The organism is Aestuariibacter sp. A3R04, from assembly GCF_018860805.1.
In the GTDB taxonomy this organism is placed as follows: domain Bacteria; phylum Pseudomonadota; class Gammaproteobacteria; order Enterobacterales; family Alteromonadaceae; genus Alteromonas.
In genome coordinates, this window is the sequence record NZ_JAHKQR010000002.1 from 152,501 (window position 1) to 168,095 (window position 15,595).

Consider the following 15,595-nt stretch of genomic DNA (forward strand, 5'->3'; position numbering starts at 1 on the left):
GCTATTCAGATTCAAAAACATCCTGAATCAGTACACTTGCCGGCTTGTAACCTGGCACCATTTTTCCATTGTCGAAGATGATCGCAGGTGTGCCCCGAACACCTAAATTGCGGCCTGCGGTAAACTGCTCCGCTACCGTGTTTTTACAGCTTTCTCCACTGAAGGTGGGATTGGAGATAGATTTCGCTTTGGTTAACGCAGATTTAGGATCATCTGAGCACCAGATAGACACCATGTTTTCATAATTCTCAGTACCCAGCCCCGCCCGTGGCCAAGCGAGGTAACGCACCGTTATACCTGCCTCGTTTAGTTCGTCGACTTCGCGGTGAAGTTTTTTGCAATAGCCACACGTATAATCGGTGAATACCGTAATTACGTGCTGCTCGTCATCGGCTTTAAATTCTATAGCGTCATCCTTAAAGGGTGCAATGGCATCTAATCTAACTTTGCCCAACGCAACTTCGGTGAGATCTTTCATACCTGCGTTCAGGTCATAAATATGGCCGAATAACATATAGTTGGCATCTTCGGACATGTAGAACACCTGATTGGCAGCAGTGATCTCTAACATCCCATCAAGTGGTGCGTTAGCGATAGTATCAGGCTCAATACCCACAATCGATTTCACCCTGGACACAATTGTCGCTTGCTCAACAGACGGAGTTGCCGCCGCTGTCTGTGTCGACGGACTAGCCTCATCAACGGTTTCTGCCGTACAACCTACAGACAAAACAAAACCCAGTGCCATCAGCACTGCATAACTCACTTTTTCCACGATAACTCCTCGATTCACCAGACGTTTCCAACACTAGATTACATGACCGGTGCAATGGATAAAAAATAACAATGTCACGATAATACCACAATAAAACCAGCCAGAAAGGTCACTGATGCGTCTCAGCTATGCGTTCATCGCCGCGGAAAATCACCCTCTGGGGTGGTGACTATGGATAAGATTTTGAAGCCGCTCCGTGGCGACGTGGGTGTATATTTGCGTGGTCGAAAGATCACTATGACCCAGTAACATTTGCACTACCCGTAAATCGGCGCCGTGATTGAGTAAATGGGTTGCAAAGGCATGACGCAATGTGTGGGGGGATAAATGTTGGTCAATAGCCGCCCTTTGCGCATAGATTTTAATCCGATGCCAGAAGGTTTGTCGGGTCATTTGTACGCCACGCAAACTCACGAACAATACGTCTGTCTGATGCTTAAGCAAAGCAGGACGAGACGCCTTCACATAGGTGGTAATCCAGTCCATAGCATCTTCCCCCAAAGGTACCAGTCGGTCTTTATTTCCCTTTCCAGTAACCCGGACTACGCCCTGTTGTAGACTAACCTGTTCCATGCGCAAGCTGATGAGTTCCGATACTCGCAGCCCTGTGGCGTAAAGCACTTCAAGCATACAGCGATCGCGACACTCCACTGGGTCGTTTGTATCAGGGGCTGCCAGCAAATCCTCTACCTGCTGCTCGCTAAGGGACGAAGGCAGTGCCTTAGCTGTTTTAGGGTTGGCAAGCTGGGTTGCCGGGTTGTCGGTGCGCACCTGTCGGCTGATTAGAAATGAATAAAACGCCCGCATGGCAGAGAGAGCTCGTTGAGTACTGCGGGCAGACAAGCCCTGTTTGTGACGCTGGTGCAAATAGGTTTGCAGTGACTCAGTGGTCAGTACCCGGCAGTCACGCATACCTTGGGTCTGAAAATAAAGGGCCATTTTCGTCAGGTCGGTGCGATAACTCTGTTGCGTGTGTTCACTGAGCCCTTTCTCCAGCCAAAGCATGTCGATGAATTCATCAATAATTGCCGTATTTACAACCGAAAGCGGCTCTTTTCTCGCCATCAGAAACCGCGCTTCTCTTTGATAAGTTCGTATGCGGCCTGGATGTCCTGCGCTTTGCCTTTGGCAATTTCCATAGCCTGTTGTGGCAAGCCCTTTGATGCCAGTTTGTCGGGGTGATGTTCTGACATTCTTTTACGATACGCCCGTTTTATGGTCTTTTCATCGTCAGACGCAGTTACCCCTAAAATGCGATAAGCATCATCGAGGGTTTGTGAATCGCTATAGGTCTGGCTGCGTTGCTGGTGCTGCTGCCCATAAGCACCTCCTCGCTGCCTAAAGCGAATTTCGGCTTCGTAAGCTGAAATGAGAAAATCCAGTTCCTGGCGTTTGAAGCTCAACGCCTGCGCCACTTTTTCCAGCACCTTATACTCTGGCGTCGATAAAGTGCCGTCTGCAAACGCGGCCTGAATCAGAATTTCCAGAAACATCTGCAGGATATCCCGACGTCCATGGCACGACTCTACCAATCCGCGCAGTGTATCGGTTAAGGGAAAAGCCGTCGATTTACCCTCTCTGAAGGCTTGTTGGGCTTCGCTGCGAGCATCGCCGCGTAGTTGCATATCGTCCATCAGAAGGGTGGCAATTTTTATTTCGCGCTCGGTCACCTGACCATCGGATTTGGCGAGGTGACCAAGGGAAGAAAATAGTGCATGGAAAAAAACAGCCTGTTGTTTTACTCCCGACTGGTCTGTGAAAAAGCGGCCGAATCCACCCAGTTGATTGAAATCCTGGCTGTATGCCTTATCGAAAAAATGCCCGACTATTAGCCCCAGGATAGCACCAGGTATTTTCAGAAACATAAACCCAAAAACAAACCCGAGGATTTTTCCCCAAAATAACATCGTCACACTCCCGTTTATGTCTGACTACTTTCGCCTTGCGCACACCAATACCCATGGCCTTGACCCTACACCCGTTATATCTGTCAACGGTACAATATTCTGAGATATATGGCATCTAACAATGTAGTTTAAAGGCCTGATAGTGAATAATGGTGGCACACTAATGCAAAACTTTGTCACTTTTTTGGTATTGACGGTTGGTTCTTAACGCAGAAGTGCTTAGAATTACCTCTTTTATCTGGCAATACCCGCAAATCAATGGGGAAATGCCCTGACTCAGGACACCTTCGCACCGCTTGTCTGGTAAATTGTTCAAACTGCGGTGCGATGAAAGAAACAGGCCATCCGTCAATACATGAATAAAACCTGTGCCTCCATTCTTTTAGCCGCGCTTAGCAGCGGTACTGTAGTGGCTCAACAAAACAAAACGATAAGCCCCGACAATGCTGCATTGTCGGGGTTGTGTCCCGTATCACCCGTCGCATTTTCAAGCGATAAACTCATGCCTGCTGGAGAGGTACGGGTAGAAGCAAATCGAGCAGAAATCATAGAGCGGGAAGTGGCTTTATTTTCGGGCAATGTGGACATTACTTCCGATTCAGCCAAGATCCGGGCTGATCAGGCACAAATCAACGACAATGGCCAGCAGCTTTATGCCAAAGGCGATGTAGAATACCAGGACAAACAGGTTCAGGTATCCTCAGACAGCGTCGACATTGATTCCGCTGGCGAGACCCTTACCATGGCCAACACCGTATATCACTTGAACGGCTCTCTTGGGCGCGGGGATGCCAGTACCATTGCGGTAAACAGTCAGGATGGACTGGTGCTCAGGGACGTCAGCTTTACCACTTGTCCTGAAGGTGAAGAAGAGTGGATGATTCGCGCTTCTGAAATTAGCGTTAGGCGCGGAAAAGCCTGGGGGGAAGCAAAACACACACGGTTTTACTTGGCCGATGTGCCGGTGTTCTATCTGCCCTATTTTGCCTTTCCGCTTACAAACCAGCGGCAAACGGGGTTTCTCTTCCCATTGATTTCGAACTCCTCTAATACCGGGATTGATTACGAACAGCCCTTTTATTGGAACATGGCACCAAATTACGATATGACGCTGTCTCCCCGCTTGATGACAAATCGGGGCTTGCAGTTAAAAACGGAATTTCGTCATCTCTCTAAAAGCAGTTACACCCAACTCAACCTAGAGTATTTGCCGGAAGACACAGATATTTCCACCCGACCTGACAGATATTTTTATCGGTTTTATCACCAAGGGCAAATCAATCAGAACTGGAGCACTTCGGTTAACATCAACGGCATCAGTGACGACAATTATATCGTCGATTTAAGTTCCGATTTTTATAACCGTGCTGACACCCACTTACAGCGTTCAGCCAGCATCAATTATGCGTCGGATAACTTGTTGTTTTCTGTTCATGCCCGTGACTTTGAAATTATTGGTGACTACACCGATGTATACCGCGCATTGCCGGAAGCAAAGCTCAATGTCACATATCCGTTAGCAGAATTACTTGAATTTCGGCTGAATTCTGAACTGGCCTGGTTCGATAGCACTTCACCTGACACCCCTACCGCCATGCGTTTTCACGCAGCTCCCACGCTGGCTATACCATATCAGCGACACTGGGGTGAATTCACCGCTGAGTTCAGTGCGCTTAACACCTATTATCGACAGGACAACGTGGAAGGCACAACACTGTCTGAAAAAGTAAATCGCACCCTTGGGCAGGCTAAACTCTACGGCGCGCTTTACTTCGAAAAAGACCAAAGTTGGTTCAGCGAAGACATGTCGATGACGTTAGAGCCGAGAATGCAATACCTTTACACGTCCTATGAAAATCAATCAGACATTGGGCTGTACGACACTACCTTGTGGTTGACCGATGTGGAAGGTCTGTTCAGAGACCGTGATTTTACTGGCCTGGACCGCATTACCGATAACAATCAGCTTACCGTAGCGCTCACCAGCAGGTTTTTGGATAAAGCAAACCGGGAACAATTCGTCTTTAGCGTTGGTCAGATCTTTTATCTCGATGACAGCAGGGTGATTACCAATGCACGGGAAGATGACCGCTCGCTGTTGGCGGTAGAACTCGATTGGCGATTCAACGGAAACTGGACATTTCACAACGATTTTCAATTGGCAACGTCAACGGAGAAAGTTGAACGCAGTAGTACAACCTTCGAATACCGCAGAAGCAGTAGTAAACTATTGCAATTAACACACCGTTACGTTAGGGAACTATCTGGTGAAACCATTGACCAAGTAGGACTATCAGCCAGTTGGCCGTTGTCAAATCGCTGGCAACTGGTAGGACGAACCTATCGTGATTTAGACCGAAACCGCAGCGTTGAAAACTACTTTGGCGTGCAATACGAATCGTGTTGCTGGGCAATCCAAATTGTTGCCCAACGTCAAATCAGCAACCGTTTTGCGGCAGATGGGGCCCAGTCTCTGGACGAGTATGATTCCGGGATTTCCATGAACTTTATCTTTAAGGGCATGGGGTCTTCATCGATAAGTCAGAATATGCTGACGAACGGATTGTTTGGCTACCGACAGCCATATAGTTTAAATTAACGCGCCTGGCATTAATGACAATGCTGGTCTGCAAACAGTAAACCTAGAAAAGAGTGATTATGAAGTTCATTATCCGCGCGATTTGCATCAGTGCCCTGTTCTCATTTATGAGCATGGCACAATCTGTTTCCCTGGACCGCACAGCGGTCATTGTTGACCAGGGCGTTGTTCTTGAGAGCGAAATTCAAAACCTCATTGAAGAGGTAAAACGCAACGCCGAAGCACAAGGTCAGGCGTTGCCTTCAGACCGGGTACTGCGTACACAGGCGATTGAGCGACTCATCATCAAAAGTCTTCAAATGCAGATGGCAGAGCGCATGGGGGTACAGGTCAGTGACCCACAGCTGGAACAAACCATTGCTAATATCGCTCAACAACAGGGTGCCACGGTAGACGACTTGCGAGCAGAGTTGCAACGGGAAGGGATCGCCTACGACGACTATCGCGAAAATGTACGGGAAGAGCTGATAGTGGGAGAAGTGCGCCGTGCCAATGTTCGCAGAAGAGTATACATTACCCAGCAAGAAATCGAGAGCTTGGTAAAACTCATGGATCAACAGGGTGCTGAACAGGCCGAATACAACCTTGGCCATATTCTTATCGGTTTGCCGTCTGATCCAACTGACGAAGATGTAACCAATGCCCGAGCCCGCGCTGACAAGGTAATCGAAATTCTTGAAGGCGGTGCAGACTTTGCCAAAATTGCAATCACCTCATCTTCCGGTACGAATGCCCTTGAAGGAGGGGATTTGGGTTGGCTGAATATCAACTCTATGCCGACGCTGTTTGCCGAAGCGGTTCAGGGCAAAGAAAACGGCGCGCTAATTGGTCCTATACGCAGCGGAGCAGGTTTTCACATACTCAAAATTAAAGATACAAGAGGTATTGAAAAAGTCACAATTGAAGAAGTGAACTCACGTCACATATTGATAAAGCCTTCCATTATTTTGAGCGATGAGAAAGCCAAAACCATGTTGCTTGAATTCCGTCAACAACTCATCGACGGCGAAGCAGACTTTGCTGAACTGGCCAAAGAATATTCAGAAGATCCCGGCTCAGCACTCAAAGGCGGAGAACTGGGGTGGGCAGACCCAACTATCTATGTACCGGAATTCCGTGATACCTTGGCGCAATTAGCACCTGGTGAGTACAGTCAGCCGGTGCGCACGGTTCACGGCTGGCACTTGATGCAGTTACTAGACCGCCGCTTTGACGATGCGACGGAAAAGCGCAAAGAAGACAGAGCTTCACAACTGTTATACAACCGAAAATTCAAAGAAGAATCGGAAGCCTGGTTGCGCGAAATGCGCGATTCTGCTTATATCGAAGTCTTGGAATAAGCAACGCGAGCCCCATCATGAAACCCATACGCATAGCGGTGACACCGGGTGAGCCAGCCGGAATAGGGCCAGACCTCATTCTTGCCCTTGCACAGGAAACGTGGCAAGCACAGCTTGTCGTGTTCTGCGACAGAGCAATATTGGAAGATAGAGCCGCCCAACTCGGTTTGCCCATTACCCTTGTCGATTTCGAAAAAGACAATACCGTCATCCAGCCACCTGGCAGTTTGTTCGTTCAGCAAATTGACACCGCGGTGAAGGTGATACCAGGAGAACTGGACAGTGACAACGGCCACTATGTGGTGGAAACACTGCGCCAGGCCTGTCAGGCAAACATGGACGGCGGCTTTGATGCCGTGGTGACTGGCCCTGTCAACAAGAGCATTATCAATAAGGCCGGTGTTTCTTTTAGCGGTCACACTGAATACTTTGCCTACCAGTCAAATACCATGGATGTAGTCATGTTGTTGGCAACGGAAGGGCTCAATGTGGCACTGGCAACCACGCATATACCTCTGGAGTATGTATCTAAGGCCATCACCCGGGATCGCTTGTACAAAGTTATTCATATTATCAATACCGACCTGACACTGAAATTTGGTATTAAGTCACCGCGTATTTACGTGTGCGGGTTAAACCCTCATGCCGGTGAAGGCGGACATCTGGGCACGGAAGAGCTTATCACTATTATTCCTGCCCTGGACGAACTTAGGGCCGAAGGACTTGATATTATTGGGCCGCTACCTGCTGACACCATATTCCAGCCAAAATATCTCGACGATGCAGATGTCGTCCTCGCCATGTATCACGATCAGGGGTTACCGGTGCTCAAGTATAAGGGGTTTGGAGCCTCGGTTAATATTACCCTGGGGTTGCCCTTCATCAGAACTTCAGTTGACCACGGTACGGCCTGCGATCTTGCGGGAACTGGGCAAGCCGATGCAGGAAGCTTCAGAAAAGCGCTGGAAAAAGCCATAGAGTTAGCGAATAAACAGCAATGAGTAAAACACATTTAGGACACACTGCGCGAAAGCGATTTGGTCAAAACTTCCTTCACGATGATTATGTGATTGGCAATATCGTCAGCGCAATTAATCCGCAGGACGGCGAGAACCTCGTAGAAATAGGGCCTGGTCTTGGCGCATTAACCGACCCAGTTTGCGAAGAAGTTAGCAAACTTACGGTGGTCGAACTGGATCGGGACCTCGCAGAACGCTTGCGGCATCACCCTTTTCACGGCAAAAAACTCACCGTGATTGAGCGGGATGCCTTGAAACTGGATTTTAGTAGTTTGCTGGCCGATCTGCCCAATCCAATGGGTAAACTAAGAGTTTTCGGCAATTTGCCGTACAACATCTCCACCCCCTTGATGTTTCACTTATTCAGCTTCGCAAGTATTGTGCAAGACATGCACTTTATGTTGCAAAAAGAAGTAGTAAACCGTCTTGCTGCCGGTCCGGGCTCGAAAAGCTATGGGCGCTTGTCAGTGATGGCGCAATATTACTGTGCCGTGGTGCCTGTATTGCACGTACCGCCCGGTGCGTTCAAGCCCCCCCCGAAAGTAGACTCTGCCGTTGTCAAACTTATTCCACACCCTGCCCCGCCAGTGGAGGTTTCATCGGTCAAATTGCTGGAAAAGGTATGTGCCGCAGCGTTTAATCAGCGCCGCAAGACCATTCGAAACAGTTTATCAGAGTGGGTCAGCGAAGAGGAACTAACCGCTGTTGGGTTAAGCCCAACAGCACGGGCCGAAACCCTGTCTTTAGAAGATTTTGCCGCGGTGGCTAACTGCGTCTTCACGCGGGACGGAGAGAGCTGATATGACAGGTGTTTCTGACATTCTAGTGGCGGTTTCAACTCGTCATTTACCGGACCATCCAGCGAGTGGTAAAGACAAGTACGCCTTTGCCTATCGCGTCACAATCCGCAACCACAGCCAGCAGCCAGTGCAGTTGCTCCACCGCTACTGGCTAATTACCGATGGCAATGGCAAAAACACGGAGGTAAAAGGTGAAGGAGTGTTGGGCAAACAGCCTGTGATAGCGCCTCACGACGAGTATCAGTACACCAGTGGCGCACTTCTGGACACGCCGGTAGGAAGTATGCAAGGCTATTACGAAATGGAAAACGAAGACGGCGATCGTTTCCGTGTGCCCATCGAGATATTTAGTCTTCGCGTGCCAAACGCGATCAACTAGTTTCTAACACATCTAATTCAATTCATTCCGGGGTATGCCATGACGCAATCCAAAACACTCATTGTTGGGGATATTCAGGGCTGTTTCAGCGGGTTAATGTCCCTCCTGGCAAAAGCACAATTCGACGAGCGTAAGGACACCCTGATCGCTGTAGGCGATCTGGTCGCCAGAGGAGAAGATTCGCTGGCAACACTCAAGTTTCTCATGAGTCTGGGTTCTCGCTTTCGCACTGTACTGGGAAACCATGATCTTCACCTCCTCGCAGTTTCCCAAGGCATAAAACCGGCAAAAAAAAATGATCGGCTTAGCAATTTGCTATCCGACAAACACCTGCCCGACTGCGTTGATTGGCTGCGCCAGTTTCCACTTGCACTTAAAGTTGATACCCAAACCGTAGTTGTGCACGCCGGGCTATACCCCCAATGGTCTGTGTCAGAATTGCTGTGTTATAGTGAAGAAGTCAGCCATAGCTTGAGAGGCCCAAACTGGCGGATTTTGTTGCAACAAATGTACAAAAACAGCCCCCAGATATGGTCAGACAAACTTCAGGGCATATCGAGACTGAGGTTTATCATCAATGCCTGTACCCGTATGCGATTCCTAAAAGCCGATGCGGCTTTAGAGTTTGCCACCAAACATCATCCAAACGATGCACCGGCCGGCTTTCAGCCCTGGTTTCGCGTCAATAATGACAAACTTCTCCCCAATGAAAAGATTATTTTTGGTCATTGGGCAGCACTCGATGGCGAAACTCACAGTGACCGTTTTATAGGTTTAGACACAGGTTATGTATGGGGAAACAAAATGACCGCACTTCACCTAGAATCCAATTCTGTGGTACAGGTATCACCTTAAATACATATTGGCGCACTAAAATACGCCCTAACGGGGTTTTCCTATAGCAGTTTGCCTTATCTTTTGGGTAGAATCCCATTAAACCAATATACTTAAGTCTAAAGTATAGCCATTGCTTGTCGATAAGTATTGGTCGAGAATAAAGGTTATACACGGCACTCGCGTTTGTAAAAATGAATGGGAATGCTAAGAATTAAAAAAACAGCACAGTGCTTCAGGAGTTCGGATGAAAATCACGGTAGCAATGCGGATTATCGGTGGATTTATAACTATAAGTTTGCTTTTGATAATTATCAGCGTCTCATCATTGGTCAATCTCAACTCTGTGGGTGCAGGGGTAGATGAAGTTAACCGCGTAGCAGTACCAACATTAAGTGGTAGTAACGCCCTTAAGGCGAGCTTTCTTAATATGGGTCGGGTGACATTCGAAGCCTATATCGAAGACAGCCTCAGCGAGCTCGACGCCAAGTATCAAACCTTCACCAGCAGCAAAACGCAATTTGAAACTGAAATGCGCAAGCTGGAAACCGTACTGGCAGACGACAAAGCCATGAGTGCGAGCCTGGCAAATACACAAGGAGCGTATGAAGAATACGTGACCAACGTAGAAGCCATGTATTCCAACCACAAACAATCAATGGAAATGCGCAACGCAATTGATGATCGCGTGGGCGACCTTGAAGACAATGCTGACGACGCCTCAACCTACTTACTCGACTTTTCAGAATCAGATCAGGTTGCCCGCAGCAAAGCGCTGCAGCAATCGGCGGAGATTGGCAACAAGCTTGAAACTGCGCTGATGGCACTTATCACTGTTACCACCGAATACAGAAAAACAGAAACTCAGGTAAGAGCACAGGTCATCGGCAACGAAGTTGAGCTTATTGTAGGCAATGTTCGCGAGTTGATGAATTCAATGCAGGGTACTGCGGCCGGCAATGACACAACGGGCACACTGGACGAAATTGCATCTTTAGTTAATGATGCGCTAGATGCGGTAAACGGCAGTGATGGCGTGCTGCAATTGCAGAAGTCCCGTCTCGAATTTCGCAGTGCAGCTGAACAAGCCCTGGCACGCTCAGATGAGAACGGACAACAAGGGATCCAGGAACTGGAAAACCTGTTAGCACTGGCAGATCAAAAAGCCTCTGAAATTGACGAGCAGGTTTCATCGAAAGTGACATCGGGCAACACCATCGTCATTGTTGTGGCTATAGCGTCTCTGTTGGCCGCCATTGGCATAGGTTACTGGACAGTAATGGCAATCACACGTCCCCTCAACCGGGTCAACGAATTGCTAACAATTGCCTCATCCGGTGATCTTACACAAACACTAAATATTTCTACTGAAGACGAATTTGGTCAACTTGCCGACAACTGCAACAAGCTAATCGCCAACCTCAAAAGTCTGATTGCTGGGATTAACAACCGTGCAGAGCAGTTAGCTGCTGCATCAGAGCAAACGTCTACAGTCACTACACAAACGACCCACTCTATTCAAAACCAGAAATCCCAGATAGCTCATGTTGCGACTGCAACTACAGAAATGCACAGTACGTCTCAACTGGTTTCTCAGAGTGCAGAAGACACCCTTAACGAAATCAAAAACGCCGACACTGAAGCGGAAAAAGTGCGGGTTATTTCACTGGAAAACAAACACACCATTGAAGTTTTGGCTCAGGATGTTCAGCAAGCTGCCGACGTTATCAACAAGCTGCATCAGGACAGCGCTAGCATCGGCGGTATTCTGGACGTCATTCGCGGTGTGGCAGACCAAACCAACTTGCTTGCCCTTAATGCTGCTATCGAAGCTGCCCGGGCTGGAGAGCAAGGCCGAGGCTTCGCTGTGGTTGCCGATGAAGTGCGAACACTGGCTTCCCGTACCCAGCAATCCACCCAGGAAATTAACGCCATGATTGAAGTTCTTCAGGCTGGTGCTGAGAAAGCCGTGGCAGTAATGAATCAGGGTAAAGAACAAACTGCTGTTTGTGTAGAACAAACGGACAACGCAACCAAGGCCCTTGATGTCATTTCTGAAGCCGTACGCAAAGCCTACGACGTCAGTACGCAGATCGAACAATCTGCGCGGGAACAAAATACCGTGTCTCAGGAGATCAGTGAAAAACTGGAAACCATTGTGGGCATTGCTGAGGAAACCAGTGTCGGTGCTCAGCAGACATCAGAATCTAGCGCTGAAGTTGCTCGACTGGCTGAAGAACTGCAACAGTCCATCCGCCAGTTTAAAGTCTGACCTTGTTTGCGCCATCGTTTTGATGGCGCTTCCCTCCACCTGTTCCAAAAACTTTTTCCTATGCTTTTTTCTTGGTTCTCATCATTTGCACCATGATACAAAGTGAGATGAGTAATATTCCTACCCAGCCTCTCGGGGAAAAGCGTTCAGCCAACAACCAAACGGCCAGAAGCGTCGCGACGACGGGTTCAAGCAAAGTAATAAGGGTGGCAATACTGGCATCGATTCTTTGCAACCCGTACCCAAACAACACATAGCCCAGGAACATCGGAATAAACGCCATGTACAGAGCCACTGATATATTTGTATCACTGGCCAACAAATTTTCGCCGGTAAAATAAAGAGACGGTAAGAGCATTACCGATGCCACGCCAAATTGTGCTGCCATCGCGGCACTGGCATTAATCCCGCGAACAATCATTGCCTTGCCCGTCCACGAATAAGCCGCATAGGTCAACCCGGCGACCAAACCAAGCATTATCCCCCATTCCCTGTCAAAGCCCATTGAAGGTTCATGCATGGTATCGGGCTTTGCCAACGCAAGACACAGGATGCCGGCAACCCCCAAAACAAAACTCAGTAGCCACTTCACGGTCACGGGTTTGTTGTTGAATTGCTTTTCAAGCAACACCGCGAACAGAGGGGCACTGGCAATAGATACCACGGTACCAATGGCCACACCAGCCAAGCGCATGGATGAATAAAACGCCAGGGGGTACACGGCCACGCACAAACCACCGTACACAACCAGGTGTTTGTATCGTAGCAGCGAAGACCATTGTTTACACAAGTGCTGTAGGGCTCTAAGAGACATCAGAAAACCACCACCACCGGTAGCAATGGCACCAATCGCCAATGGACTAACATCTGGAGCAAAGCTGGCAGCAGCGCCTGTTGTTCCCCACAAAACACTGGCAACCACGACAGCGGCTACGCATGTGAAAGTACCTTGCTGTTTAGACATATCACGCTTTTCAACAGATTAATTTGATAGCATTATAAAAAGAGTACAAACACTTTTCTTGGCAGAAAGGACGCTTTACTGTCTTATTAAGACGCAAGTCACCTGCCGTGTTTATTGTAAAATCCGGGACGGGGGCAAACCAAAAAACTGTGAAAAACGCCGACTAAACGCAGAAAAATCCTGATAGCCCACAGCTTCTGCAACACGCTGCATAGGCATATCGGTATGGATAATCAGTGCCCGGGCTTTTTCCATTCGAAGCTGAGTAATATAGCGGGCTGGCGTTTGCCCCATTTGTTCGCGAAAGGCCTTTTTAAACTGGGTAGCACTGATGCAGGCCACACTCGCCAGTTGAGACACAACAAGAGGCTGATCCAACCTGCTGTCTATATACTCAATAACATTGCGAATGCGAAGATCTAAACTGTGTCCCTGCTGCTGCTCACTCAATACGGCGATAAACGTATGCATCATTGACACTTCTACTTGTTTGCTCACGCGATATTCAAGTTGAGATGCGACAAACTCCAACAAGGCGGACATGGGCTTGCTCACACTGAAGACGCTGGCTTTTGCCGGCGATAAATTGTCTGGTAAAGCATGTAAATCTGCGACCACAAACCGCGCCTGCTCTTCAGCGGTAAAGTGATGCTCGGTTCCACTGCGGATTACCACACATTCTCCAGGTGCAACTTTCCCGCTTACCTCGCCTGCACGAATATTAATAACGCCGCTTAAGGGCAACACCAGTTGGTGAAAGTCATGGGAATGCCCAACAGTCTGACGACTGTAAGAACGAATGGAAAGTGAATCAGACATGTGAAAAAAAGGGGAAAACATTCCCCTTTACAGCTATTTTATTCAAACAGTACTTTATGCAATTTCTGCACGATGTCATCACTGTCTCGTTCATTTACCAAAAAAGACATATTGTGAGGGTTGGCACCAAAGCAAATCATGCGCAGGTTGTAATCGTGCACAGCAGCGAAGATCCGGCTGGAAACCCCTTTCGCAGTTTGCATGTGATTACCTACCACCGTGACTAAATCAAAGCCATTCTCAACCTTAACATCACAGATAGTTTCCAGTTCTGCAATCGTTTCTTTGTTGAGTCTGGAAGCGACAGAGTTCGCAGGGTTGTCCAAAGTAAAAGATACTGAAATCTCCGATGTGGTGACCAAATCAACACTGAGTTTGTGTTTAGCGATTATACCAAAAACCTGTTGTAAGAAGCCCTGAGCGTACATCATTTTAGGCGTTTTTACCGTCACCATCACCTGCTCTTTACGGCGGGTGATCGCGCGATAAGGGGGTTCTTCTTCGCAATCGCGCATTATCCAGGTACCGCCTTTTTCAGGCGCTTTACTAGAGCCCACAAACACTTTTATATCTTTGCGTAATGCAGGTTCCATAGTAGCAGGATGCAGAACTTTCGCGCCAAATGTCGCCATTTCCGCGGCTTCTTCAAAGCTGAGTTCAGGCAATGGATAGGCGGCGTGTACAATACGAGGATCTGTGGTGTATACCCCGGTGACGTCGGTCCAGATTTCACAAGTATCTGCCCCCAACGCTTCGGCAAGTAGTGCCGCAGTGAAGTCGGAACCGCCGCGTCCTAACGTCGTCGTTTTACCTTCTTCGTTCGCCCCCACAAACCCCTGTGTTACTACTATGGCATTTGCAAGTTCCGGACGCAAAAGCTGCTGGGATAACTGGGCGATGTCGTCAAGCTGCGGTACAGCCTCACCAAACTCACTGTCGGTGCGCAGCACTTTGCGCACATCAAAATTCAGAGTAGATACGGACTGCTCAGCCAACACGGCTGAGAATAAGAGCGAAGACATGCGCTCGCCCATAGAGAGAAGCTGATCTTTGAGATCGTCGCGATGCAGAATTTCTTCGTGATTCGCAAGACCGCGTAATTCTTCAAACAAATCGTCCAGCTTCGACGCTATGCTGTCTTTGTCTTTAAGTTGGCGAAACACTGCCATTTCGATGTCAATGATCGCCTGGCATGTATTTTTGATTTGTTCACTTGTCATGGCGGTGTGAGCAATACTTACCAAGTGATTCGTCACGCCAGCCTGAGCGCTGACCACCACAATACGGGTTGCCTCGTTGCTCGCTACAATACGCGCACAATTTTGCATGGCCTCATAAGTAGCAACGCTTGTACCGCCAAATTTGGCGATATTAAGAGAATTAGTCACGGTTTACTCCGGTTTTCCCAACACGTTTTCGTGTTACATTTTGACATTAATGTGGTCACCCACGCGAACGTTATTCGCGGCAAACCACCCTTGATTCATTTCCAGCGCGAACATCACTGCTTTTGACGCACCCACTGAAGTCAAATCATGGGGTGTCAGCGGTTTTATATCTGTTATCACGCCATTTCTGTCGATAAATGCCACATCCAAAGGTATGAAGGTATTTTTCATCCACATGCTGGCCTGCCGTTCGGGCAAAAACTGGAACAACATGCCGCAATCTTCGCATAACGCCTTGCGGAACATCAGTCCGCGGGCTCGCTGCTCGGGTGTTTTTGCAAACGCCACAGGCAGGGTTTTGCCACCAATAATAATCGTTGCAGATTCAAATTCAACGGGCTCTTGAGCTGCAGTCTGACAGGCCGCCAACACCACACACAACAGCAACAGCAGGTTTCTTAATACCATGAAAATTTTCATTGTGTCTTCCTTGTAAGCA

At 48.4% G+C, this 15,595-nt stretch carries 14 protein-coding genes; 7 read left to right on the plus strand and 7 right to left on the minus strand.

Annotated features, from left to right (window positions below; all coding sequences use genetic code 11):
- Position 1 precedes the first annotated feature (1 nt).
- The 3 genes from KO518_RS03980 to djlA form a co-directional block, all read right to left on the minus strand.
- Complete coding sequence (locus KO518_RS03980; protein WP_216024542.1) at positions 2-775, minus strand: DsbC family protein; 774 nt, start codon at positions 773-775, stop codon at positions 2-4.
- Positions 776-925: 150 nt separating this feature from the next.
- Positions 926-1,840, minus strand: coding sequence for a site-specific tyrosine recombinase XerD (xerD, locus tag KO518_RS03985; RefSeq protein WP_216024543.1), 915 nt, complete (start codon positions 1,838-1,840; stop codon positions 926-928).
- Positions 1,840-2,682 carry a co-chaperone DjlA gene (gene djlA / locus KO518_RS03990; protein WP_216024544.1) on the minus strand — a complete coding sequence of 281 codons (843 nt, stop codon included), beginning with the start codon at positions 2,680-2,682 and terminating at the stop codon, positions 1,840-1,842. The genes xerD and djlA overlap by 1 nt, the downstream gene beginning before the upstream one ends.
- Positions 2,683-3,037: 355 nt before the next feature.
- Between djlA and lptD the strand changes: the two genes are divergently transcribed.
- From lptD to KO518_RS04025, 7 genes are all read left to right on the plus strand, one after another.
- The gene (lptD, locus tag KO518_RS03995) at positions 3,038-5,281 is read left to right on the plus strand and encodes an LPS assembly protein LptD (RefSeq protein WP_216024545.1); all 2,244 of its coding nucleotides are present in this window, start codon (positions 3,038-3,040) and stop codon (positions 5,279-5,281) included.
- A gap of 59 nt (positions 5,282-5,340) precedes the next feature.
- Positions 5,341-6,621: a peptidylprolyl isomerase SurA gene (gene surA, locus KO518_RS04000; RefSeq protein WP_216024546.1), complete on the plus strand. Its 1,281-nt coding sequence runs from the start codon at positions 5,341-5,343 to the stop codon at positions 6,619-6,621.
- A 14-nt stretch (positions 6,622-6,635) separates the two neighbouring features.
- Positions 6,636-7,622 carry a 4-hydroxythreonine-4-phosphate dehydrogenase PdxA gene (pdxA, locus tag KO518_RS04005; RefSeq protein WP_216024725.1) on the plus strand — a complete coding sequence of 329 codons (987 nt, stop codon included), beginning with the start codon at positions 6,636-6,638 and terminating at the stop codon, positions 7,620-7,622.
- On the plus strand, positions 7,619-8,440 hold the full coding sequence (gene rsmA, locus KO518_RS04010; protein WP_216024547.1) for a 16S rRNA (adenine(1518)-N(6)/adenine(1519)-N(6))-dimethyltransferase RsmA: 822 nt from the start codon (positions 7,619-7,621) through the stop codon (positions 8,438-8,440). Before pdxA ends, rsmA begins: the two co-directional genes overlap by 4 nt.
- Position 8,441: 1 nt before the next feature.
- Complete coding sequence (apaG, locus tag KO518_RS04015; protein WP_216024548.1) at positions 8,442-8,819, plus strand: Co2+/Mg2+ efflux protein ApaG; 378 nt, start codon at positions 8,442-8,444, stop codon at positions 8,817-8,819.
- Between the two features lie 39 nt (positions 8,820-8,858).
- The gene (locus KO518_RS04020; RefSeq protein WP_216024549.1) at positions 8,859-9,674 is read left to right on the plus strand and encodes a symmetrical bis(5'-nucleosyl)-tetraphosphatase; all 816 of its coding nucleotides are present in this window, start codon (positions 8,859-8,861) and stop codon (positions 9,672-9,674) included.
- 226 nt (positions 9,675-9,900) lie between these two features.
- On the plus strand, positions 9,901-11,925 hold the full coding sequence (locus KO518_RS04025; RefSeq protein ID WP_216024550.1) for a methyl-accepting chemotaxis protein: 2,025 nt from the start codon (positions 9,901-9,903) through the stop codon (positions 11,923-11,925).
- Positions 11,926-11,983: 58 nt separating this feature from the next.
- On the opposite strand, the gene KO518_RS04030 is transcribed toward KO518_RS04025, so the two are convergent.
- The 4 genes from KO518_RS04030 to KO518_RS04045 all read right to left on the minus strand — a co-directional run bounded on the left by KO518_RS04030 (position 11,984) and on the right by KO518_RS04045 (position 15,576).
- Positions 11,984-12,889, minus strand: a complete 906-nt coding sequence (locus tag KO518_RS04030; RefSeq protein WP_216024551.1) for a DMT family transporter — start codon at positions 12,887-12,889, stop codon at positions 11,984-11,986.
- 111 nt (positions 12,890-13,000) lie between these two features.
- Positions 13,001-13,729 (minus strand): AraC family transcriptional regulator, encoded by a 729-nt coding sequence (locus tag KO518_RS04035; RefSeq protein ID WP_252735891.1) that lies wholly within the window; start codon positions 13,727-13,729, stop codon positions 13,001-13,003.
- A 17-nt stretch (positions 13,730-13,746) separates the two neighbouring features.
- A complete protein-coding gene (gene lysC, locus KO518_RS04040) occupies positions 13,747-15,096 on the minus strand; it encodes a lysine-sensitive aspartokinase 3 (RefSeq protein ID WP_216024552.1) in 1,350 nt (449 codons plus the stop codon).
- 33 nt (positions 15,097-15,129) lie between these two features.
- Positions 15,130-15,576, minus strand: a complete 447-nt coding sequence (locus tag KO518_RS04045; protein ID WP_252735892.1) for a DUF192 domain-containing protein — start codon at positions 15,574-15,576, stop codon at positions 15,130-15,132.
- Positions 15,577-15,595: the final 19 nt, after the last annotated feature.